Source organism: Alteromonas sp. CyTr2 (assembly GCF_947311905.1).
Lineage (GTDB): Bacteria > Pseudomonadota > Gammaproteobacteria > Enterobacterales > Alteromonadaceae > Alteromonas > Alteromonas macleodii.
The window spans coordinates 21,356-43,769 of record NZ_CAMZMZ010000032.1 but is presented as its reverse complement, the minus strand read 5'-3'; the positions used below and the strand labels follow the sequence as shown (position 1 = coordinate 43,769).

The following is a 22,414-nucleotide window of genomic DNA, read 5'->3' as shown; positions in this document are numbered from 1 at the left end:
TTGCCTGAAGATTCACTCTCTTTTTAAAGCGTTAATTCGCTTTTCTACGTCTAGCTAGCATGAAACATCCAGCGCCAAATAAAAGGGCGATTGATGCAGGTTCACTTACGTTGATAGCGCCGAACTGATAGTTATTTACTTGGCCTGTCGGCGCATTGTAGGTTTCGCCGTCGTCATTAATCAGTTGCACCAACGGAGTGACCAAACTATTAGCAATGACATTACCGTCTACATGGCCATTGTAGAAACTTAGCTCTGCATATGGCGCCAGTACACTACCTTTAACACCCACACTATGTAGTGTAAGAAAATCAGCATCAACAAAGTTAAACAAGATGTTGTTGGTATAAAGGCCATCATGACGCTGACCTACATTGTTGTCATTGTCTCTGTACTGGCCATTTTCTCTGAAATATTCATTTTCCTGCGTAAAGGCCGTATTAAAGAAGCCAGTGTTAAATAACTCAACTGATTCACCGTAGACATTGATGATGTTGTAGCTGGTGGTTGAGAAATCGTAAACAATGCCTTTATCAGCAGCGCTGAACCAACTAGCGTCAATATTGTAGATATTGATATCATCAGAGCCAGAGAAGGTAATGGTATTTAATACATCCTTGCTAGCGTCGGTACAAGCAACCGCTTGATCCGAATCGTTAGCGTCAGTGCACGACAATGTTGTTGTGCCATTCACCGACATTGACGCAAACTCCTGAGACTGCGCTGTTACTTCGGCAGCAATAGCATTAAAGTCGATATTGTTAACGTTAGCCTTACTCACGCTGCCCTGTTCAACAGATGTTGCTGTCGAACCATTGATAGCGGTGTAATTGTTAACGTCGTTAAGCGTTACGGTACCGTTAACTTCGCTGCTATCAAGTTCAACGCTAGACTCAGCAAATACGTTTCCGTTTTCAACTTGGGAGCCATATAAAGCAGGGTTGCTCACACTGTCGTAAACACTATTAGGCCCACCAAGTTTCACAGTATTGGCGTGCACATCACCTGATACAACATTTGAGTTACCTAGTTTGACATCACCTTTGGATGAGATACCGCCAGACTTCACCGTAGAATTAATGAGATTTACAGTCTGCTGAGCGTTAACCGCTTTATCGAATGTGAGTTCAGATCCAAACACCATACCTGACACGGTAGTTGAACCACCGTGAACATCACCGCGCGTGAAATGAAGGTTACCGCCTACGGCAAGAGCAGACTCAGACATATCTGGCGATAACAGTAAGCCAACATTGAAATCGGTTACGTTCATTTCGCCACCGACAGCTAGTCTTCCTTCAACATCGGAAGATTGGCCAGTAAAGCTATCGAAGATGAATGCGTTGTATTCAAACGCTTCACTCAATTCAATTTTGGCGGCAGACACTTGTGGTGCTGACATAACCGCTGCAAGTACAGCAGTGTAGAGTATTTTTTTGTGCATAATGGCTCCAGTGACATCAGAGTCTGGAACCGAGTTTCAACATGGATTTTCCAGACACACCGAATGGTACGATCTGAACAAAATTCATGCGATAGCACAAGAGATACTTTGGTATAAGGTCTTATACGAAAAAAGCCACCCGAAGGTGGCTTTCTTTATTTTGCGTGGTCAGAAAGGCGTTTTAGCTGCTCTTTTTAACCAAAACAGATACTTTATCAATACCTGCAATTTTAACTTGGTTCATAACTTCTACCACAGTACCGTGCTCACTGTCTTCGTGAGCCTGGATAGCAGCTGAATCCGTGTTGTTTTCCGCTAGGTATGTTTGCGCGTTTGCAACCACACGACGAATATCAACTTCGCGGCCGCCCATCATAATTGTGCCATCAGCATCAATACGGATAGAAAGCGCTTTTGAAGGCTTATCGTTTTTCGCTTGATTATCTTCAGGACGGTTTACGTCCAAACCTTTCTCTTTCACGAACGAGGTCGTTACGATGAAGAAAATCAACATGATGAACACGATGTCCAACATGGGGGTCATATCAATCTGAGCCTCGTCTTCAGCCGAGGTATGCTTCTTTCTTTTCATCTCGTCTTCTTTCTTCTGTTACGTTCGAGCGCTTTAGTATACTGCTTGTTACAAAAATATACAGGGTTTTGTACAAAAACAGCGTGCTCATTAACACTTGTTGTTGAAAAAATACTCAGTTTCACAGTAATAAAACAACAAACTAGGTTTGTTTATGTGAAATAGCGACACCTAATTGGTAAAAATACAACATCAATGCCTGATTGAGTGATGTACGCAAGTTACCATGAGGATAAATGCCAAGTCTAGCTTCCGTTGATTTTTTTGTCCCCTGCACCAAAAATGCGTTTTTGATCTCGTGATCTTGAATACAGGCTTCAAATGCGCGGGCAGCCATCTCCAGAGGCATAGCATAATAATACATTTTTAACGCGCGATCAGCTTCTACGGATCGCACAAAGTACTCATTTGGTCTTTTTTGATCATTTAGGAACAATAGCGAGAAACAATCGCTCAATTTTTGATTCAACGGATGAGGATTCATCGGGGCATTGTCGAGCCAGGCCTGTGTAGCAAAGCTGCCGGCGGCAATACCGTCGAACATGCGCGGCGCAATATAATGATCGAAAGCGTGAAACCATTCGTGGGCTAGCGCTCCCGCTCCTGCATTTTTTGCTAGCGCAAGCTGTCTCTTCGCACTGTTGTAGTGGGCACTACTGTGTTTTTGACCGCCACTGCCAAAAGCCAGTGACAGGGATCCGTTTAACGATAACACCTGTTCATTGATATTTAAGATCGCGACCAGATCGTAAAGCGCATCGAAAAAGAGGTTGGCAGCGATCTGTTGTTCTTCTGCTGTTACCCATCTACCCACAGTGATCGTAGCGAAATTAAACAGTTTGCGAATATCTTGAAATGAAACATCAGCGCCGTCCCTGTGGCTTGGGCCGTTGCGATAAAACTGCTGATGAATACGGCCTTTACTTTCCAACACTGACATCCGAAATTTATAGGCGTTAAGCCATCGAGACCAATAACTGTTCGCACCATGCTTCGATGCGCGCGTCTGTTTTGTCGTATTGGTTTTCATCGTCAAGAGACAGGCCAACAAACTGAGTTTTGTCTTCGGTTAACGCTTTTGAGGCGGTAAATTCGTAGCCTTCGTTTGGCCAATAACCCACGATCTTACAGCCTGATGGCAATATTGCATCGTGAAGCATGCCTAATGCATCTTGAAACCATTCACCGTAACCAAGTTGGTCGCCAAGTCCGAATAAGGCGATGGTTTTCCCTGATAAATCCAAACCGTGCACTTCTTCCCAATGAGACTCCCAATCTTCCTGGAGCTCGCCAAAGTCCCACGTTGAAATACCAAAAATGATAATGTCGTATTCGGCCGTGCGCGTTAGGTTAACGTCTTTAATGTTGTGAAGGTCAACAATATCTTCGTCGAAAAGGCTATTGAGCTGCGCTTGGATTTTTTCTGCTGCCATTTCGGTATAGCAGGTTGTTGAGCCGTAAAATAATCCGATGGACAGTGCGCTATCACTCATTAGATACCTCTTTTGAACTAATCGTCTTTAGAAGCTGGGAATTCTACCTCTTTACCGTTGCTCAACAAAGCTTTGCACTGAACATCGGTGTTTTTCTGTGAAATTTTTAATACACCAATGGCGCAACCGTTGAATAATTCGCCATAGCCCAAACTTGGCTCTCTCGCTTTTACTGACATATTTCGACGTCTTGTGAAAAGGTTTAGAGGCGATTTAGAGCGATAAAGCACGCGGTTTAATCTATCTAGCCATTTGATCAATCCATCCGGAAAGGCGTTTTTTAATCCACTGCAGGTGAACTGGGTGATGTGAGGGCTGTTGCGCCTAAAGCGCAGGCGTACATCGTATACAAAGGAATAGTGCACATCGCCAGATAGAATGATGAAATCGGGGGGCGTTTTGTAATGCCTGAATATGTTTAATATAACGTTCGCGGTGCCTTTGTGGGCCATCCAGTTCTCAGCATCAACAGTAAGCGCCTTGCCAAAAAACGTAAACACCTTTTGAATGGCTTCGATAACCTTTACGCCATAAATGGGAGCGGCAGAGACAACGATGACAGATTCTTTGCCGATTATGGAATGTTGAAAATCACACAGTGCTTCCCAGTCCATTAGCCCCGAGGGCTTATTCATATTAGATTCACTGCGCCAACGCTGCGTGCGGGTGTCTAAAACCTCAATAGGTGGTGTGGTATCTAAACGGTAATGCCACTGATCAAAATCCAACAGCTCATCAATGATTTCATCGTGCGAGTTTAAACCGCTTTCTCCCATTGATTCTTGTACTTTAGCAATTAATGGCGCTACTTTTTTTGGTGCATTTCCCCAGCCTTGGCAAAGCAAGTAGCCGATAAGCGCATTGCCGATCATGCGTTTTGATAGAGGGTTTCCATAGACTTCTTGTTCCCAGCCCCGGGTTAAGTTCCAATCGTCGGTAACATCGTGATCGTCAAAGATCATATAGGTAGGAATGTGTGCCAGGGCCCTACGTACCTGCGGTAGCTGTTTTACAAAGCCGTTAAGCGATTCGTGTTCTTTGTCGAAAATAGCGTGGTATTTTGGGGGGATCCCATCTTTATCTATATTGATATCAGCCCAAAGCGTGTCGGACCACACCAGTAAATACATAGCGATGATCTCCGCACTGCCAATCAAATGGTTTTGCGCGTTTACTGATGTGAATACCGGTTTTTTCTTAGCACCAAAGAATATTGAAGACAGTACCGTATTGGTCGCAATTTGTGGCAGAAGCTGCTCTCGTTCGTAATACCCATGTTCATGTGTGGCAAGTTCATTAGTGTTGGTTACTACTGCCCCTTCCAGTGCTTCATGATAAAGACCTAAACGGTCAATCACGCTGTGTATGGCTTTAAGCATAGGACCTGCGACATCATCAGCGTAAATTTGATCGCCCGTCATCAACAGGAGATCGGGAAAATCATTTTGCTTTTTGAACGCATTTTTATGGAGTACATCTACTTGTGCTAGGGCATCATCACTGTGAAAGTGAGGCTTACGGCATGAGCCGTGCAATATGGTCTCGGGAGTCTCGGTGTAGTGGAAACATAAGGAAGACTGCCCATCGTAAAGAAGCCCGCGTTGTTCATTTTCCCATGAAGCCTGCTGAGCATCGTCGCTAAAAGATAGCGAGTAACCTATCCGCGCAGTATCTTCGAAGGGCTCTGACGAAGTGAAAGAGAGCAAGTGTATAAATGCGTACTTACCTACGCGTATGGTTTCGCGTTGACAATTGCCGCTGACGACGACTTCATTTGCAGATAGATTTAGCGTAGGTGAATCGGCGTTACTGGTTACTACCCAAATATGACATTCTGTAGATGTCACCTTTCTTACTATCGGACCTGCAATAACTTGGGGCAAGTGCTGCGTAGAAATGACGCTCTCCTTTAATTTTCGTCAATATTAATACACGTAAGCGTGTTAACTAAATATGCTGCACATTAATCGAAAACATGATGACAGCACGACTATTTAACGTTGCCAAATCATATATGTACTCAGCAAACCTGATGTCTATCGCATAACCTTACTCTTTTTTGTGAATAAACGGTATGCTCGATATACTCCCTTACAATTTTTTCAGTTTTACCTTTTGCTCTCGTCTTAATAAACGGAGAGAGGACTTCACACTATGCTAAAATATTTAACCAGTGCTGTGCTAACCACTTTACTGATAAGCGCCTGTAGCGAGCCGAAAGACGTTGTTATTACTCCTGAACCTCAAGACTTAACAGAAGTCGCTGTGGGTAAATGGATCCTTGATGAAAAAGGCAACGTTATGTTTGATCCTCAAACCTCAGGGTTAGTGGTGCTAGACGGTCAACTTGTCACTATCGCAGATGCTAGCGCTGATACCACTCAACAGTTGAAACTTCATAGCATTTCACCGAATACCGCAACGCTGAGCGCATCGAGCGAACGCTTTTCATTTTCCAATACCGTGCGCCGAAGCTGCTTTTATAGCTATTTAAGCGAGCAACCTGATTTAGAAGCGTTAGCCGTAGACCCCAGAGACACCAACGTAATTTATACGGTTACCGAAGATGCTACCCGCACCGGCGCATTGAGCCCTCGTTGTGAAACCAAATACGAGGAAACAGGGTCAACAGATTACCCCACGTTGTTGGTAAAATTGACGCGAAAAGACAATGGCTCGGTTGAAATGTCGGATGTGCGACCTCTTCAGTTTCCCAACGATTTTGAAGTAGGTAATTTTCCTAACGACGGCATTGAAGGGTTGACGATGGCTGAAGACGGCACGTTATATCTGGCGCTAGAGAAAGATAAAGCAGGACAGCCAAGAATTTTTACATTGGCTGTCGATGAAGACTTTTTCTCGTCGAATGATTTTGCCACAGTGAGCGAGCCTAACCTTCAACTTCCTTCGTTTACTTCAGGCAATCACCCTATCAATGGACTGGCGTCATATACTCATTCAACGGGGGCATCCTATTTGTTTGGCGCAGCAAGAAACGACAATGAACTGTGGGTAATTGATGTGAGTGGCAATAAGCCAACAAAGCGTATCCCTATTACCTTCGACGTTGCCGGCGACCAGAATTGTGAACAGTACACAATGGATAATTCGTCGATGGAAGGATTAGTGACCATTGAAAATACCTTGTGGATCATCAACGACCCTTGGGAGAAAAACTACCTTAAAAACGCGACGTGTGAAGCGCATAAGAAGCGTTATGAAGACTTAGCGCCTTTATTATTCCCTTTAGAAATTAACAGCGTTTGGTTTGAATAATAAGAAAACGAATAGATTGAAAAATAAAAGGGTTGCTTTTAAGCAACCCTTTTTATTGTTGGCTAACGCTATTGATAGCGCGCTTAATATCGCTGTTTTATTTATGCGTCGCTGCGAAGTCGAGAAGCGAAGGTTTTTTTGAACTTCGCAAGTTTAGGTGCCACCACCATAGAGCAATATTGGTTTTGTGGATTATTTTTGAAGTAATCTTGGTGGTAGTCTTCGGCGTCGTAGTAGTTATTTACTGCTACTATTTCAGTCACTACGGGATCGGGCCAAATCTCTTCTTCTGTGATTTCTGCGATAATTTTTTCTGCTTCAGCTTTTTGTGTATCGTCGTGATAGAAAACCGCGCTGCGATACTGTGTGCCTACATCATTGCCCTGTCTGTTAAGCTGTGTAGGGTTATGCAGCGCAAAGAAAATCTCTAGTATCTCTCGGTAGCTAATGCTGTCGGCATCAAACGTTACTTGTACCACTTCAGCATGGCCAGTATTTCCTTTGCATACCTCTTCATAGGTTGGATCGGCCTTTTCGCCTCCAGCATAGCCAGAAATTGCTTTTTCCACGCCTTCAACGCTATTAAACGCTGATTCGATACACCAAAAGCATCCGCCTGCCAACGTGGCGACTTGTAAATTTGCCATAGTAAAAACCTCTCTTAATCTTTGTCTGTAGTGTGGGTGCGGGTAGGTCACAACACAAGTCATCCAAGCGTGTTTTTTTATCGTATAAACGAATATTAAATAAGAATAATGTGCGAGCTGAGTGAAAGGTTTTAACATGTGAGGCTAGCTGCTTTCTTTCAAGCAGTTTGCAACTGGTAAGAATGCGTATAAACGTGTTCAAAATTTGGCAGAGGTATTCAGTCGTGATTATTTTTTATGACGGGTATTGTCCGTTGTGTATCGCTGAAATGCGTCATTTAAGAAAAAGAGACAAGCACAACAAATTAACATTGGTAGATATTCAGGCCCCCGATTTTTCGAACCGTTATCCAACCATGGATTGGCATGCACTCAATGCAAGAATTCACGGACTTCGTGAAGACGGGACGTTGATAACTGGCCTTGATGTCACTCATGAAGCATGGAAATCCGTGGGCATGGGTTGGCTATATGCACCGCTTCGCTGGCCTGTTATTCGTTATGTAGCCGATGCTTTCTACAATGTATTCGCAAAACATAGATACACCATTTCATACCTGTTAACAGGTAAAAAACGCCAGTGCGATCGCTGCATACCAGGAGAAGCCAGTGAAAAATAACGTCCTAATAGTGGGCGCGTCGGGGGGGATTGCGTCTGCGCTTATTGAGCAATATAGCAGTGAAGGTGCTAGGGTGTTCGCGGTTAGTCGCGCCTCTATATCTGACACCAATCATTCTGGGGATGTTACCTATCATCAGCTGGCCGAACAGGACCATAGGCACATAAGCGAATTTGTTGAACAGCTGGCTGAACAGCAGGTTGTGTTAACTACGGTAGTAATAACAACCGGTTTTTTGCATAACGAAAGCGATGGCATTCATCCTGAGAAACGTTTGGAAGATGTCAGCGAGCAGGCCTTAGCGGCTTATTTTTCGACTAACAGCATTATTCCCGCAATGTGGCTCAAGTATTTAGTGAATATCATGAGTAAAGAAGGTTCAACCCTTGTTTGCTTAAGCGCGAGAGTAGGGAGTATTTCAGATAATGGACTTGGAGGGTGGTACGGCTACCGCGCGTCGAAAGCGGCGCTCAACATGTTGGTTAAAACGGCGTCGGTAGAATACAAGCGCAGATTGAAAGACGTGATGCTTGTTTGTTATCACCCTGGGACGGTTGATACGGGGCTTTCTAAGCCTTTTCAAAAGAACGTCGCTGCCAAGAAACTGTTCACGCCTGAGTTTACCGCTAAACAGCTTATTCATCACCTTTCGGCGCTTAATCGAGACCAAACTTGTCATTTTATCGACTGGAATGGCGAAGTGGTAACTTGGTGATACGGTCTAACATCATTTCAGCAAGTCCAACATCAAGACTTTTTATTTCACTGCTGTTACCATGCTATTTTTGGGAATGGTGCAGCGTATTGATAAGCCCATAGAGGTAGCAATACAACGCGTTGACGCCACACGTGAGTCATAACAATAAATGCCATCCTGATAATAAATAATACCAGTTCGCTAGGCTTGATTCTTACGAATAGTAAGTACCGACAACCAGCATAAATTGTGAGCACACGACGTTTTTGTGCATCACAAGGCGTGATACGGCGAACTGCTATAACAATAACTCAACAAGAGGAAGGGATATGAGCGGGGCCAGAGAACAGTTCGGATCGCGCATAGGTTTTATTTTGGCTGCTGCAGGTTCTGCGGTAGGCATAGGTAATTTGGTAGGGTTTCCTGTCGGTGCAGCTAAAAATGGCGGTGGTGCATTTCTTTTAATGTACGCTATTTTCGTTTTTGCCATTTGTTTACCGGTAATGCTGGCGGAAATGTCAGTTGGTCGCCATGCTAAAAAAGACCCGCTTGGTGCATACAGTGATATAAGCGGTAATGAAAAGAAATGGAAAGTCGCGGGGTGGCTAGCTATTGCTACGCCATTCATGATTGCCGTTTTCTACATGGTTATTACCGTGTGGCTTTTCGGCTATTTGTTCGAAGCAGTAAGCGGAAATCTAGACAAGTTAGCTAACCCAGAAACCTTTGGGCTGTTTATTAACTCAGAAGCCATCTTTTTATATATGGCGGCCGTTGTTGGTGTGGTCTACCTCATCCTTCAAGGCGGTGTAAAAGAAGGGATAGAAAAAGCGGCAAAGCTGCTCATGCCTGCGCTTTTCGTGATGCTAATCGGTCTCGTTATCTTCGTATTAACTCGCGAAAATGCGATGGCTGGCGTTGAGTTCTACATCGTTCCTGAGTTTTCAAAAATCACTGCTGAAGTGGTGAATGGTGCGCTATCGCAGGCCTTTTTCTCTCTATCGTTGGGCATGGGTATTCTTATAACCTATGGTAGCTACATTGATAAGCGTGCAGATGTACCGAGCGCAGCCAAGCTGGTGGCGTTAACGGATACGGCCGTGGCGTTCACTGCGGGTTTGATGATCCTTCCAGCCATCTTCTCTTTTAACCCAGACATTAACCCTGATGATTTAAGTGAATCGTCAGTGGGCATGATTTTTACTTACCTGCCTAGTATCTTTCTAGCGTTACAAGACTCGATTGGATATATGGGCGCATCGATTGTCGCTAGCTTGTTCTTCCTACTAGTGTTCTTTGCGGCAATTACGTCGCTAGTGTCTATTTTTGAAGTACCTGTTGCGGCGCTTATGGATGAAAAAGGTGTAAGCCGTAAATGGGCGCTTGGGTCGCTAGGAAGCATTATGATTTTGCTAGCCATCCTAAGTGCGTTGTCATTCGGTAAAGTTGATATGCTTACGTCGTTTATGCACTACGCTGGCGCAGATAAATCACTATTTGATGTCATTTACGATGTGTTCTACGACACGATTTTGCCTTTAAACGGCTTGCTAATTTGTTTGTTTGTTATTTATCGTTGGAAGAGTGCAAACTTCAATGCTTCTTTGGAAGAGGGCAGCAGTGGTTACAAAGGCAGCTGGTTTGAAAAGTACGTGGATATTTCGCTTAAAACCTTTATTCCGCTTATTTTACTCGTGATTTTTGTAAACACGGTAGCGGTAAAATACTTCGGGTTGAGCCTATTCGGATAGTCAGGTTTTATAAGAAATGACGTGAGCTAGCAGTGAGCTCAACTTAAAAACGGCAAGCCTAAAGCTTGCCGTTTTTGTTTGTGTCAGAGTATGTATTTTCACTAAGTGAAAGCCTAAAACATGCGATAGGGGTCGCTATACTCTGGTGTAATATTTAGCCTTGCCCAGCTTTGTGCGGCGTCAATCACTTTGCCAGCAGGTTCTGCTTCAGTATCAGAAAAGCGAGGAGCATCAATATCCATCGCCTTCGCTGCATCCACGTAATAAATACCGCGCTTAGGATGAGACAAGCTGCAAAGGTGAATAACATCGTTAAGCGGCATGCCACAAATGATGGTCGTCAGCGCAGATACAATGTCGTACACATGTACAAGGTTTATTCGCTTATTTCCTGCATCTAACTGTTTTCCACTTAACGAGCGGGCGGGGTGACGGTCTGGGCCTACTAAACCGGCTAGGCGAACAATACTGATATCAATCTGACCTCGTTTAGACAATAAATAGTCTTCAATAGTCACGTGGGCTTTGGCCGAGGCTGTTTGCGGCTGTGTAGTGCTGACTTCGGACACTACCTCATTTGTTGCATCGCCGTAAACCGACGTGGTGCTGATAAACACGATATGCGCCACCTTTACGCTGATGGCTGCGTCTATCAACTGCAGCATATTGTTGGTGTATGACGCGAGATCTGTGTTTCTCCTGCCAGGGGGAATATTTAGCAACAAGGTAGCGTTTGGCAAATGGTTACAAAGCGCTGATGTATCTTCGCCCAGGGCATATTCAATTGCGGTGATACCTTGGTCTTTTAACGCGAGACGTTTCTGTTGGCTTCGAGTGGTGCCAACAATATTGACCTTTCCTGAAAGTGCGTTGCCCACATAGCTGGCTAACCAGCCGTAGCCACTAATTACTACATTTTGAGTCATCGATTAAATACCCCTTTGTTTAGGGCTTAAGAGTACATTAATTGGAGGGCGGTTGTCGTTAACTGTAAAAAATGAAAAACCGACTGGGTTACAGTCGGTTTTCTAAGGTGAGTGGTTAGCGTTGTAAGTCTTTTCGCTCTGCGCGTTTAGTTCGCTAAATTCTCCAACTACATTTTCATTTCGTCGTTGTGGTCATGGTGGTTGCCTTGATCAATATCTAGCAGGTTCAAGTCATCTAGCCCCGATATGGATGCCTGCATTTTGCCTTCGGCATAATCTGCTTTCTTCAGTACCTTACACAATGCATCGCCTTTTTCTTCTAGCGCAGCCGCTTGGCTTTCTAAGCGATATTCTAAATCTTCACCCCAGCGCTCCATCTTTTGCTCAAACTCAGACATATCACCGCCTTCCCACAACATTTGTGTTCCTACCGCAATAAGTATTCTACCCATAGACTCACTGATTAAAGACTCAATTTGCGCTTCGAATTCTTGCTCCCAGCTTTCGTCAAACCAACCTGGCTCATCGAATTTAGTAGAATCAACGCGAATATTCCCTGCGTCATCATAGAATGAAGTGTTTAGTTTGGTTTCAAGTGAGTCGAACAGTTCACGAAAATCGTCACCCATTTGATCGCCGCCTAACAGTTCAGTAAATACTTCAGTCACTGCCACGTTGGCAATTTGCAGCCCTTCACTGGCGATATTCAAGGTCATAGGGATGGCGATATCAATGTTGTTGTAATATTCACTTACCCAGCGCTGTTGTTCGCTGTCAAGCGATACTGATTCACCGTTAATGGTCATATTGTGATGGGAGTCAATCGTCATCACTGAGCCATTGTCCATCTGTACCGTTAGGTCACCTTGGTAATATTGAATATGACCATCAAGCTCCATGTCACAACTGTTGTTTTGAAAGCTGCTGTCATGCGCAAATGCGTGGCCGCTCATTAAAGCACTGGTAAGGGCAACTGAAAGTAATAGTTTCTTAGACATTGTTCATTCCTTAATTTACGTGTGACGCGTTAACGAAAGTGCTCGAAGCAAACTGCAATGCGTTGTAGTGTCACTGTCAGATAGACGCTAACGATACTCGCTGTTATACCTAAGGTAGAGCAATGGCCTTGCCAATATTTAAAGTCTATATCTTTCAAATGGTTAGTGATATTTGATGATTTCTTTATGCTTTGCTAAATACACTATTTAGTGAGATTACCAACTAATTAGTAGTTTTGACTAAGATCAATTAATACCAATAGCGGTACATTTAAGCCAATCCAAGCATGGTTAAATCTTATTTATTGGTGCATAATACCGCCAATATTTTTAAGGGGTTATCACAATGGCTGATTGGATTAATGCAATTATGTTTGGTGTTGCGCTAATTGCCTTTACGCTAGGGCTAAGCAGCATCGTTATGGGCTTTATGACTGCTAAAGCAGGTGCTGAAGGTATGCAGGAAAAAATCGAGTACGGTTTTTTTGGCGTTACTGGTTTAGTACTTTGCTTACTGATGGCCTACGCATTGGCTTAAGCGATAAGCATTAAAAAAACCGGCTATCTCAGCCGGTTTTTTTTCGTCTTGAACAAGTCTTTATTCATCACTGCCTTATCGATTAGGTTCGCTCTTCTCCAGAGCATCCTCAGGCGCATTGTCGCTTTCGGGACTGTTTCTATAAGCGCTTTGTTCGCGATGGGCAAGCAGCGACAAATGTCCATCACGTTGATAAGCGCGTAAATCGAACAAATCCAGCATAGCCATAACGTGGTCGAAAATATCCGCCTGTACTTTTTCGTACCTCACCCATTCCTTTTGTGCACTGAAGCAGTAAATTTCTAAAGGTAAACCAAGCTCATTAGGCGGTAGCTGCCTAACCATTAGGGTTAGTTCTTGGTTTATATCTGGGTGCTTGCGCAAGTATGCCTCTAAATAAGCTCTAAAAGTGCCGATGTTGGTAAGGCGACGGCTGTTTAGCAGATCCGACTCATCAATGGAGTAATCTCGGTGATAAGCGCGGAGCTCATTTTTCTTCTTATCGATATATTCGTTGATATAGCGAATTTTCGAAAAGCGCTCTAGCATATCGTTGTCACAAAGCTTAATAGAGTGCACATCAATATAAATGGCGCGCTTAATTCTGCGTCCGCCAGACTCTTGCATACCGCGCCAGTTCTTTACTGCTTCTGTAGTAAGGCTGTAAGTCGGCAGCGTAGAAATGGTTTTATCCCAGTTCTGTACTTTGACGTTGGTAAGGCCTATCTCGAGTATTTCACCATCTACTTCATACTTAGGCATGGCAATCCAGTCGCCCGTATTAAACATGCGGTTAGCGGCTATTTGAATGCCGGCAACAAAGCCCAGAATGGTGTCTCTGAATATCAATAGTAAAACAGCGGCAATGGCGGTTAAGCCAGACACAATAAGTAGCGGGCTTCTGTCTACAATTAAAGAGATACTTAATAGTATGGTGACAATAGCAAATGCCAATTTGGTAACTTGAATAAAGCCAGTGATAGGTGCGCGTTTAGCAAGCGCTGAGGCGTTATAAACGTCTTCCACTGTGCTCAACATGGCATATAAGGCAAGAAGGCCGCTATATAGCATGTATAGCTGAGCGCTCTTTATCACCATACCGTGCATCACGGCTTCATCGCTAATAAGTACCGGTGTGGTTAAGTAAATAAACAGGGCAGGAAACAGGTGCATTAAGCGACGGAAAAATCCGTGCTGCTGCAAGGCGTTGTCCCAGAGGTTATTGGATTTGTATACCCAACTGGCTATCTGGGGGCGCACCAATAGCCTTGCGATAATATAGATTACCGCCGATACCACTAAAATACTACTTAGTGCGATGACGTTATACAGCGGATCTTCAGTAGTAAGATTCGGGAAAATATCATTAACTATGTGAATAAAGTTATCGCGTACTGAAGCACTGACTTCCATTAATTACGACTCCAACATTTTCTTTATACGGTTGTCTTTATTTTCCCATAGACCGTTCAACCAGTTTTGGAAATAAAGACGAAACTCAGACTCAGTGCGTTCTGAATGCTGTTGTAATTCAGGTACCGGCGTAACGTTCACATCGATCACGATTTTTGTCATCTGACCGCTAAGCATTGCCATCATAGGGTGGCGCTTATTTTCCGGGTAAAGCAGCGAGATATCTAACACGTTGGTAAATAATTCGCCCATAGCTGAGAGTGTAAAGGAAACGCCGCCGGCTTTGGGGGGCAGGAGGTTTTCATAGGGACTTTGCTTTGACAGATGCTTCAATGAAGTAAATCGAGTTCCCTCTACAAAGTTAATGACCGTTGTGGGCACCGTTCTAAACTTCTCACAATACGCTTTGGTGGTTTCGAGATCCTTTCCTTTTTTCTCTGGGTGCTTTTCTAAATACGCACGGGTGTATCTGTGCATAAACGGCATATCAAGTGCCCAGGCACCCAGTCCGACAAATGGCAGCCAAATAAGCTCTTTCTTAAGGAAAAATTTGGGTGCAGGAATGCGGTTCGTTGCGAATTCAATGAGCAGAATAATGTCGAGGTAGCTTAAATGATTGGCAATAATCAGATACCAACGGTCTTTTGACAGCTCGCCGTGTACCGAACACTCAATATCGACGCGGTTAAACAAGCGTATCATGAGAACGCTGACCCGACCGAAGCTAAACATTAGCCCGTGCATCACTTTATTCCATGCCGTTCTTATCTTTCCGTTAGGCATAATAAGTTTTACCAAACCCAGTAAGATAATTAGGCCTCCCCACAACGCAAGATTGAGAATTTGTAGTGAAGTGTGTAATACGAAAATAAAAGGAGCGAGTACTGCGCGAATCATAATGGTTTCTGTGTTGCGTTTAGTGAATCTAAAAGTTGATCTTTGGCATGCCAGCGTTCATTTAACCACGTCTGAAAACGGGCTCGAACTTGCGGATCATCAAAATAATTGTCGTTGAAAATGCCGTTTTCCATAATGTCTTTGATGGGCATTACGTTGATATTCACACGAATATCACGAACCTTACCACTAACGAAGTCCCAGAAAGACGGTACGCCGTTCGGGTAATCAATTGTAACATCAATAAGCTTATGCAAATGATCGCCCATCGCAGATAAAACGAATGCAATGCCGCCTGCTTTAGGCTTAAGTAAATGAGTGAAAGGCGAGGCCTGCTTGTCGTGCTTGGCTTGCGTAAAGCGGGTGCCTTCAACAAAATTCATAATACTTACAGGCTTATTTCTAAATTTCTCACACGCTTGGCGCGTGGTTTCCATATCCTTTCCTTTCAAATGCGGGTTTTTAGCCAAAAATGATTTGGAATACCTGCGCATAAATGGAAAATCGAGTGCCCACCAAGCCAGACCTAAAATGGGAACATAGATAAGCTCTTTTTTGAGGAAAAACTTCAAAAATGGGATTCTTCGGTTAAAAACACGCTGAAGAACTAAGATATCGACCCAAGATTGATGGTTAGCAATAACGAGATACCAATCATCTCGAGTGAGTTTTTCTAGTCCGTTTACTTGCCATTTGGTGCGTCCGCTGATGCGCTGATTCAGGTTATTAACGCCGATCCACGCAGTCGCGCATGCATCGAGTAAATAAGAAATGAATCGTCGCCATGGCGCAATAGGTATAAGTTTAAAAATGGCCAATATAAAAATAGGCGTTGACCACACTACCGTATTGACGAAATAGCAGATGACCGAAATAGTGCCAACAATATGATGCAACAGTGCTTTTACCATTGTACTTACCTCAAAAATTAGGCGCTTAGTGTAAACGAACTTGATCTAAAATCCGATAGAGCCTTTACTGATTCCACAATAAAGGTGAAAATTTACGTATTTAAGGAGCTGAAATGGAGCTTATTGGCGAAAATAGAGCATTCGGGGGACGGCATTTACGCTATACCCATAAAGCTGAAACAACACAATGCGATATGACCTTCGCAATTTTTCTTCCCCCTTTCGCCTCGAAAGAAAAGCCAGTGCCCGTGCTTTACTGGCTGTCAGGGCTGACATGTACCGACCAGAACTTTATGCAAAAAGCCGGTGCAATGAAGCTAGCGGCGGAATTAGGTATGGCTATTGTTGCGCCCGATACATCCCCCCGTGGCGAGAACGTTCCTGACGACGAAGAAGGATCTTATGACTTTGGCCTTGGGGCAGGCTTCTACGTTGACGCTACGCAGGCGCCGTGGGATAAGCATTACAAAATGTATAGCTATATTGTGAACGAGCTACCTGCGCTTATTGAAAGCGAGTTCCCTGTAACCAAAGAGCGCGCTATTAGCGGTCACTCAATGGGCGGACACGGTGCTTTAGTTATTGGCATGCGTAATCCTAATAAGTTTGTATCGGTATCGGCCTTTAGCCCTATCTCAAATCCTTCAGATTGTCCGTGGGGCGAGAAAGCCTTGGGTCGATACTTAGGCGATGACAAGGCGGCATGGCAGGATTACGACGCCTCGTTGCTATTAGCAAGCAAAACACACAGCGTACCTCTGCTAGTAGAGCAAGGGACAAAAGATGAGTTCTTGCACGAGCAGCTGAAACCTCAGTCTCTGGTTCATGCTGCGCAACAGTCAGATACGCAACTTACGCTTAACATGCATGAAGGTTACGATCATAGTTACTTCTTTATTGCATCATTTATTGAAGAGCACTTGGAGTTCCATGCAGGACACATGGGGCTAATTTAAGCGTAAAATACAAGCTGTAAAAAAGCCGGATCGTACTCCGGCTTTTTTGTTTATGGCTGATGAAGCTTTGCTTAAGCTTACTTTAGCTTTTGCGCTAAAGTTATAAATTCAGGTATGGCAACGGGGCGCTGATATAAGTAACCCTGACCATAAGCACACCGATGATTTTGCAAAAACTGTTGCTGCTGTTGGGTTTCAATACCTTCTGCAATAATCTTAATGTTTAAGTTGCTCGCCAGTCCAAGAATAGCCTGAACGATAGCTTGGTCGTCGGTGTTTTTCTCAAGTTCACTGACAAAGGAACGGTCAATCTTAAGCTCATCGATAGGCAGTTTCTTCAGGTAAACCAGTGAACTAAAACCTGTACCGAAATCGTCAATCGACACGGTGATCCCCATTGCTCGAAGCTCGTTGAGTAATACTGAAACAGTATCCAAGCTTTCCACAAACACGCTTTCGGTTAACTCGATAGATAAGTTTGAGCCGGGGATTTGGTGATCTTCCAATGCGTTTTTAATTTGGTTTAGTAGTGCTAAATCTGACACTTGGCGGCCAGAGATATTAATGGCCAACCTAATGTCTAAATTAGAGGCCTTTAACGCTTCTATAGCATCACAAGCTGCATTGATAAGCCATTCGCCGAAAGGGAAAATGAGTTCACTTTTTTCAGCAAGAGGAATGAAGACTTCTGGGGAAATAAACTTACCTTCCGACGTTATCCACCTCGCCAAAGCCTCGCATTTAACAATCTTGCCAGTCTCTAAATCGACAATAGGCTGCAAAAAGAGTTTGAGTTCATTGTTTTCGATGGCAGAACGTAGCTGACTCTCAAGCTCGTTGATTGCATGATGTTGTTTGTGTAGTGCTTCACTGTAGGTAAGTGCCACATTGCGACCTTGATATTTAGCGGCCTGCAAGGCGATGTCAGCACATTGAAGAAGTGATTCGGTTGACGGGCAGTGCCGGGGAAAGTTTGCTTCGCCAATATTTATGCCTAAATTCGGCTCGCTGCCATTGAGAACGGTATAGGTTTGAGTGAGCTTTTTGACTAGCTGCTCCATATACTCGGCACTGGTAAGTTCGTTAAAGGTATCTTCACGTTTCACCAATGCAAACTCATTACTGCCTATTCTCGCTATAAACCCGCTGTTGCCGACAAAGGTTTGCAGTCGCAGTGCGAACGATTTAAGGATCTCGTCACCCGACTGATAGCTAAGTGATTCATTTATCTTTTTAAAGTCGCATATATCTATGATGAACAACTTGAATGCGATTTCTTCCTGAACCAGTCTTCTTACTGTATCGGTAAACAAATTGCGATTGGCTACCTTTGTTAACGAGTCCATTCCACTGGCAGTTAATACGCTCTCTTCTTTATTGTGGATATGGGTAATATCGGTAAGTAGGTAAACCCAATGGGTTAACTCATCCCCTTGTAATACAGGGTGAATGGTAACCTGAAGCCACACACCATAATCGTCAACAGGTTGCCAATAAAGCTCCCCTTGCCAGGGGGCTTTTCGCTGCACCAGTGCGGGAAGAAACGTTGCCGGCGCATCAATATCAGTAAGAAGCTCGTTGACGCGAATAGAGCTTGGCGTTGTGCTATTACACAGCAGCAATCTATGAGACGCTTTGTTGTCCAATATCAATCCGCCTTTGTCGTCTAAAATGACAACGCCAGTTTCCAGGTTGTGAATAGCTTGCTGAATGGGCGGAACGAGCTTTTGAAGTCGGGTGTTCTTGCGTAAAACACCATTTAATTTGTGCCTAATATACTCATGCTGACCTACAATTTCGTGATGGCGTAGCAATAATTCCCGCGCGGCTTGCAGCGTTTTGCGTTTTTCGTCAAATTGCTCTTCTACATTTTTAACGACCAGATAGCGAGAACCCGATTCGCTATTAATTGCCAATGCTTCTAAGCGAAGTACTTGGCTCTCATTGTGCTCCGTCCAAAAGCCAGATGAAAGCGTAAATGACGTTTCGCCTTTCCATACTTCGTCGGCATCGAGAAAAAAGTCGTCTAAAAAAATAGAGGGGATATGCTTCTTTTGCAGTTTGTTGTTTTCGTCAATCGTTACAACATTTGCTAGCCATGGAAGTTCTGGCGTTAAGCATTCAATGTCGCTTTCGGAGTTACACCTAAATAGCGCGCAGTTCGTAATGCCCAATGCATTTAATAAATGAATATCCATGGCAATCTCCTACCAAAACGCAATTGTACTGAATAAATTCTCTACATTTTCACCGGTCTTTGCGCTGGTCTTCGTTAGTGAAGTGAATTTTTGAGCGTAAGAATTGAGTTCTTCCTCACTCCAGTGCCAACTTGTGGGGAGATCGGTTTTATTTACAACAAAAAATGCGGGGATATCGGGGTAGTGTTCGCGTGCGAGTTCTAGAATTTCCATGCCTTCAAGCAAGGATTGAGACCGAGTTTGGTCAACTACAATAATGTAGGCGCTTGCGCCGCGAAGGTAGCGAGGGTTGAAGCCACAGTATCTGTCGATACCTTCTAAATCCCAAAGTAGAAGCTGAACGCCGCGTCCGTCTTTATTGACTTGTTTCTTGTCTATTTTTACGCCAATAGTGGTCTTGTATTTTTCGGAGAAAATACCTTCAACGAACTGTTTTATCAGGCTTGTTTTGCCAACACCAGTGGGCCCTAAAATACATACTTTTTTCTGTATCACTGCAAAGCTTCCTTACTACTGCTCACTGGATATTAAAACGTTTAACATAACTGAACGCCCCATTGATGCTTTCTGCAATGGTAGCTCTCCTAAGCTTACAGGTATAAGAATATCACTTTCTACGCCAAGTGAAATTAATGAATTCACAACATTCTCTGCTCGTTTTTGACTCAATGCGCGATTTCGTGCGCTTGAGCCTGAATTATCACTGGCACCCATTACAACAATACTGACAACAGTTTTTGTCTTGTCAGCAAGAGTTAACAATTGTTTTATGTCGTTTGCCAGAGGTTCTAATTTTGCTAACTGTACTTCAGAAAGCGCTTCTTGGTTAGTAGCAAAAAGTACATTCTGTGAGGAAACCTTATAAACTAATCGGTTCAATGCGGCTTTCTGGAGCTCAACATTGTCAATTTGATAGGCTGCTTTGACGTTAAGCGCGGTGGTATCAACGTTAACTGTCGAAATACCAGGAATAGCGTTTATTTGCTGAGTAAAGTTAATTGCGGTTGGGGTGAACACGGTTCCTGAAATAATAAAGCTACGGTCATCACCTTTTTTAATTAATAGGCTTTCTGATTCGCTGAGAGGATAGTCGCTCACGAGCTTTTCAAGTTTGCGTTCAACCACACTTGGTTTTAAAGAAACAAAGGGTTCTTCAATAACAGTAACTCTTTCTGCATCGATGTTATTATCGCTAAACCATTGTTCGATGCTAGTGGCGACCGGGTCGCGAAGGACTTTAGCGTGCACGTTCCCATTGGAAACATAAGTATCAGTTACTATGATGCCAGGTGGAGGAGGAAGCTCGTGCAAGTCGCTTTTTAAGATGCTTAGCGACAAACGCATAAAAGACAGCACTGCAAGTGCGAAAAAAATCACAAGAAGCACTAGTGCACCTATTAATCGGTTTGATTTTTTTCCTTCACCCTCTTTTTTTTCGCTTATTAAGCAGTCTGAAAGAATGGTTTCGCAACCGTCGAAGGGCGCATTGTCACCTTCATAAGTGAGCAACGGTTGCTGATAGAACTGATGAAAATCTTCCAACGCCTGTTGAAGTTTCCCGCGTACCTCAGGAGGAATACTGCCCGTAACTGCAGCAACAAGCAGCGCTTGTGGCCCAATTTTTATTAGCAGCGTAAAGTCTTCCGTTTTTATCTCGCCGAGCTCGTTTTCTGACTCGGTACTGGTAACGCCAAACGCATCTGCCACAAAGTCATTAATGGCCACTAGCATTGACGAAATTAAGTCTGCGTCTTTTTCTTTATCAGGATCTGAAGAAATGCTGTGAAGTAACGTGCCGGTCTCTCGATGAATGACCAGCAGCTGTTGGACTTGGTATTGGTAAATTTGAGATGCGACAAATTCAGAATACCTGACTCCGGACTGCCAAGCTTTGAATCGCCAAGATACGCTTTTGGGACTTAAGCTGTTTTCGATAAGCGCGTTAGTGCGCTCGACAAACTCAACAAGAAATGAAGATACCGCCTTTCTTACAAGCGTGCCAACCAAGGGATAAAGTGTACCAACAATCTTGTCGCTATTAGCTTCTATAGAGCGGTGAAGCGACTTCTCTACAAGAGGAACAAGTACTTTGTTAACTGAGCCGTCCTTTGTTTCGCGTTCAAAGAGCGCTTCAGAAACGACGTTTGTCACGATGCCTTTCGCATCGCGATTCAACTTTTCTTGAACGAACTTATCGTCCCTTCCAATGAGTAACTCTCTGACTTTGTCTAGAGAGTTGTCAGATAGCTCCGACGGCGGCACTTTTTCAGTCATTAATTAATGATCTGTAGCGAGGTTGGTGGCCATAGTCGAAAGTAAGTTTGCCAACGTTTTTCTATCGGTTTTACTTTCTGAAAGCTCACTGGTTACCTGCTGAAGCTTCTCTAACAGCTCTTGGTGACGCTTACTAAATAAATTATCAAGCGACTCTAGTTCTTTAACCACATGAGCTTCCAATGCATCGTTGTCATTCTTTGCAGCAGTTTCCGCTATCTCCAATTCACTTTGCAATTTGTCAGTGGTGTTTTGAAGTTGCTCTTGCACGTTACTGTGGTTGTCGTTAGCACTGGCCAACTGATTCGATAATTCTGTGATCTGTTGGTCAATAAGCTTACGTATATCGTTGAACTGATTATCAAGATGCGTATTCAGTTTAGAGAAGCTGTCGTTGACCCGTGACTCCAACGCAGAAAGATCTGCACGGAATGCACGGTTTGTTTGACCAAACAAAATTTCTCTAAGTTGAGCAAGTTCGTCTGCTGGTTTGGGCGCGCCTTCAGTTTGAGTTACGTCTTGCGCTTGCTGATCCTTCGGCTTCTTGTCCGCCATAAAATGTCTCCGGAAGGCGCAGTTCTTTGCGTTGAACACGCTAATGAGCTGCAATCACATTTTTGTCTGTGCTAATAATTATGGTTATTACTTTATACAATAGCCGCTAATCGTGAACTTTGAAATACGCTAAAAGCATAATAGTGGCAAATACCTACAAAAACCCTTATACAAAAAACGCCATCTTTTCAGTAAGTTGAATAATCTATGAAGATTTACTTATGCGTT

Annotated in this window: 21 protein-coding genes; 6 read left to right on the top strand and 15 right to left on the bottom strand. The window is 43.7% G+C overall.

Going from position 1 to position 22,414, the window contains the following annotated elements; all coding sequences use genetic code 11:
• Positions 1-31: 31 nt before the first annotated feature.
• The 5 genes from QME20_RS15310 to QME20_RS15290 all read right to left on the bottom strand — a co-directional run bounded on the left by QME20_RS15310 (position 32) and on the right by QME20_RS15290 (position 5,412).
• Positions 32-1,444, bottom strand: coding sequence for a collagen-binding domain-containing protein (locus QME20_RS15310; protein WP_049588727.1), 1,413 nt, complete (start codon positions 1,442-1,444; stop codon positions 32-34).
• A gap of 181 nt (positions 1,445-1,625) precedes the next feature.
• Positions 1,626-2,036 (bottom strand): biopolymer transporter ExbD, encoded by a 411-nt coding sequence (locus QME20_RS15305; protein WP_049588728.1) that lies wholly within the window; start codon positions 2,034-2,036, stop codon positions 1,626-1,628.
• Between the two features lie 142 nt (positions 2,037-2,178).
• On the bottom strand, positions 2,179-2,967 hold the full coding sequence (locus tag QME20_RS15300; RefSeq protein ID WP_281716203.1) for a CLCA_X family protein: 789 nt from the start codon (positions 2,965-2,967) through the stop codon (positions 2,179-2,181).
• Positions 2,968-2,992: 25 nt separating this feature from the next.
• Positions 2,993-3,529, bottom strand: coding sequence for a flavodoxin FldB (gene fldB, locus QME20_RS15295; RefSeq protein WP_014950744.1), 537 nt, complete (start codon positions 3,527-3,529; stop codon positions 2,993-2,995).
• Between the two features lie 17 nt (positions 3,530-3,546).
• Positions 3,547-5,412: an isoleucyl-tRNA synthetase gene (locus tag QME20_RS15290; protein WP_049588729.1), complete on the bottom strand. Its 1,866-nt coding sequence runs from the start codon at positions 5,410-5,412 to the stop codon at positions 3,547-3,549.
• A gap of 271 nt (positions 5,413-5,683) precedes the next feature.
• Between QME20_RS15290 and QME20_RS15285 the strand changes: the two genes are divergently transcribed.
• Positions 5,684-6,805 carry a hypothetical protein gene (locus tag QME20_RS15285; protein WP_281716199.1) on the top strand — a complete coding sequence of 374 codons (1,122 nt, stop codon included), beginning with the start codon at positions 5,684-5,686 and terminating at the stop codon, positions 6,803-6,805.
• Between the two features lie 101 nt (positions 6,806-6,906).
• Here the strand turns inward: QME20_RS15285 and msrA are convergent, their stop codons facing one another.
• A complete protein-coding gene (msrA, locus tag QME20_RS15280) occupies positions 6,907-7,452 on the bottom strand; it encodes a peptide-methionine (S)-S-oxide reductase MsrA (protein WP_014950741.1) in 546 nt (181 codons plus the stop codon).
• A gap of 224 nt (positions 7,453-7,676) precedes the next feature.
• Between msrA and QME20_RS15275 the strand changes: the two genes are divergently transcribed.
• From QME20_RS15275 to QME20_RS15265, 3 genes are all read left to right on the top strand, one after another.
• Positions 7,677-8,072 (top strand): DUF393 domain-containing protein, encoded by a 396-nt coding sequence (locus QME20_RS15275; protein WP_281716198.1) that lies wholly within the window; start codon positions 7,677-7,679, stop codon positions 8,070-8,072.
• On the top strand, positions 8,062-8,787 hold the full coding sequence (locus tag QME20_RS15270) for an SDR family NAD(P)-dependent oxidoreductase (protein WP_281716197.1): 726 nt from the start codon (positions 8,062-8,064) through the stop codon (positions 8,785-8,787). Before QME20_RS15275 ends, QME20_RS15270 begins: the two co-directional genes overlap by 11 nt.
• A gap of 311 nt (positions 8,788-9,098) precedes the next feature.
• Positions 9,099-10,520 (top strand): sodium-dependent transporter, encoded by a 1,422-nt coding sequence (locus QME20_RS15265; RefSeq protein ID WP_014950738.1) that lies wholly within the window; start codon positions 9,099-9,101, stop codon positions 10,518-10,520.
• A 113-nt stretch (positions 10,521-10,633) separates the two neighbouring features.
• Here the strand turns inward: QME20_RS15265 and QME20_RS15260 are convergent, their stop codons facing one another.
• Positions 10,634-11,446: an NAD-dependent epimerase/dehydratase family protein gene (locus QME20_RS15260; protein WP_281716196.1), complete on the bottom strand. Its 813-nt coding sequence runs from the start codon at positions 11,444-11,446 to the stop codon at positions 10,634-10,636.
• A gap of 167 nt (positions 11,447-11,613) precedes the next feature.
• Complete coding sequence (locus QME20_RS15255) at positions 11,614-12,444, bottom strand: DUF2884 family protein (protein ID WP_039227391.1); 831 nt, start codon at positions 12,442-12,444, stop codon at positions 11,614-11,616.
• 346 nt (positions 12,445-12,790) lie between these two features.
• Between QME20_RS15255 and QME20_RS15250 the strand changes: the two genes are divergently transcribed.
• Positions 12,791-12,982: a hypothetical protein gene (locus QME20_RS15250; RefSeq protein ID WP_014950735.1), complete on the top strand. Its 192-nt coding sequence runs from the start codon at positions 12,791-12,793 to the stop codon at positions 12,980-12,982.
• 75 nt (positions 12,983-13,057) lie between these two features.
• On the opposite strand, the gene QME20_RS15245 is transcribed toward QME20_RS15250, so the two are convergent.
• From QME20_RS15245 to QME20_RS15235, 3 genes are read right to left on the bottom strand one after another with little or no spacing between them, the layout of a single operon-like run.
• A complete protein-coding gene (locus tag QME20_RS15245; protein ID WP_039231214.1) occupies positions 13,058-14,395 on the bottom strand; it encodes a mechanosensitive ion channel domain-containing protein in 1,338 nt (445 codons plus the stop codon).
• 3 nt (positions 14,396-14,398) lie between these two features.
• Entirely contained in the window at positions 14,399-15,292 is an 894-nt protein-coding gene (locus tag QME20_RS15240) for an acyltransferase (protein WP_014950733.1), read from the bottom strand.
• A complete protein-coding gene (locus tag QME20_RS15235) occupies positions 15,289-16,203 on the bottom strand; it encodes an acyltransferase (protein ID WP_281716195.1) in 915 nt (304 codons plus the stop codon). Before QME20_RS15235 ends, QME20_RS15240 begins: the two co-directional genes overlap by 4 nt.
• Before the next feature lie 113 nt (positions 16,204-16,316).
• On the opposite strand from QME20_RS15235, the gene fghA reads away from it, so the two are divergent.
• Positions 16,317-17,159, top strand: coding sequence for an S-formylglutathione hydrolase (fghA, locus tag QME20_RS15230; RefSeq protein WP_014950731.1), 843 nt, complete (start codon positions 16,317-16,319; stop codon positions 17,157-17,159).
• A gap of 77 nt (positions 17,160-17,236) precedes the next feature.
• Here fghA and QME20_RS15225 read toward each other — a convergent pair whose 3' ends face one another.
• The 4 genes from QME20_RS15225 to QME20_RS15210 are packed head-to-tail and all read right to left on the bottom strand — an operon-like array spanning position 17,237 to position 22,186.
• On the bottom strand, positions 17,237-19,357 hold the full coding sequence (locus tag QME20_RS15225; protein ID WP_239220255.1) for an EAL domain-containing protein: 2,121 nt from the start codon (positions 19,355-19,357) through the stop codon (positions 17,237-17,239).
• A gap of 9 nt (positions 19,358-19,366) precedes the next feature.
• Entirely contained in the window at positions 19,367-19,852 is a 486-nt protein-coding gene (locus tag QME20_RS15220; RefSeq protein WP_049589127.1) for a Rab family GTPase, read from the bottom strand.
• Between the two features lie 15 nt (positions 19,853-19,867).
• A complete protein-coding gene (locus QME20_RS15215; protein WP_239220254.1) occupies positions 19,868-21,631 on the bottom strand; it encodes an OmpA family protein in 1,764 nt (587 codons plus the stop codon).
• A 3-nt stretch (positions 21,632-21,634) separates the two neighbouring features.
• On the bottom strand, positions 21,635-22,186 hold the full coding sequence (locus QME20_RS15210) for a hypothetical protein (RefSeq protein WP_014950727.1): 552 nt from the start codon (positions 22,184-22,186) through the stop codon (positions 21,635-21,637).
• Between the last annotated feature and the right edge of the window lie 228 nt (positions 22,187-22,414).

Excerpts from the sequence above, each read along its gene's own strand:
- QME20_RS15310 (WP_049588727.1), bottom strand. The coding sequence starts at position 1,444 with ATGCACAAAAAAATACTCTACACTGCTGTACTTGCAGCGGTTATGTCA.
- QME20_RS15305 (WP_049588728.1), bottom strand. The coding sequence starts at position 2,036 with ATGAAAAGAAAGAAGCATACCTCGGCTGAAGACGAGGCTCAGATTGAT.
- fldB (WP_014950744.1), bottom strand. The coding sequence starts at position 3,529 with ATGAGTGATAGCGCACTGTCCATCGGATTATTTTACGGCTCAACAACC.
- QME20_RS15285 (WP_281716199.1), top strand. The coding sequence starts at position 5,684 with ATGCTAAAATATTTAACCAGTGCTGTGCTAACCACTTTACTGATAAGC.
- msrA (WP_014950741.1), bottom strand. The coding sequence starts at position 7,452 with ATGGCAAATTTACAAGTCGCCACGTTGGCAGGCGGATGCTTTTGGTGT.
- QME20_RS15265 (WP_014950738.1), top strand. The coding sequence starts at position 9,099 with ATGAGCGGGGCCAGAGAACAGTTCGGATCGCGCATAGGTTTTATTTTG.
- QME20_RS15260 (WP_281716196.1), bottom strand. The coding sequence starts at position 11,446 with ATGACTCAAAATGTAGTAATTAGTGGCTACGGCTGGTTAGCCAGCTAT.
- QME20_RS15255 (WP_039227391.1), bottom strand. The coding sequence starts at position 12,444 with ATGTCTAAGAAACTATTACTTTCAGTTGCCCTTACCAGTGCTTTAATG.
- QME20_RS15250 (WP_014950735.1), top strand. The coding sequence starts at position 12,791 with ATGGCTGATTGGATTAATGCAATTATGTTTGGTGTTGCGCTAATTGCC.
- QME20_RS15245 (WP_039231214.1), bottom strand. The coding sequence starts at position 14,395 with ATGGAAGTCAGTGCTTCAGTACGCGATAACTTTATTCACATAGTTAAT.
- QME20_RS15240 (WP_014950733.1), bottom strand. The coding sequence starts at position 15,292 with ATGATTCGCGCAGTACTCGCTCCTTTTATTTTCGTATTACACACTTCA.
- QME20_RS15235 (WP_281716195.1), bottom strand. The coding sequence starts at position 16,203 with ATGGTAAAAGCACTGTTGCATCATATTGTTGGCACTATTTCGGTCATC.
- fghA (WP_014950731.1), top strand. The coding sequence starts at position 16,317 with ATGGAGCTTATTGGCGAAAATAGAGCATTCGGGGGACGGCATTTACGC.
- QME20_RS15225 (WP_239220255.1), bottom strand. The coding sequence starts at position 19,357 with ATGGATATTCATTTATTAAATGCATTGGGCATTACGAACTGCGCGCTA.
- QME20_RS15215 (WP_239220254.1), bottom strand. The coding sequence starts at position 21,631 with ATGACTGAAAAAGTGCCGCCGTCGGAGCTATCTGACAACTCTCTAGAC.
- QME20_RS15210 (WP_014950727.1), bottom strand. The coding sequence starts at position 22,186 with ATGGCGGACAAGAAGCCGAAGGATCAGCAAGCGCAAGACGTAACTCAA.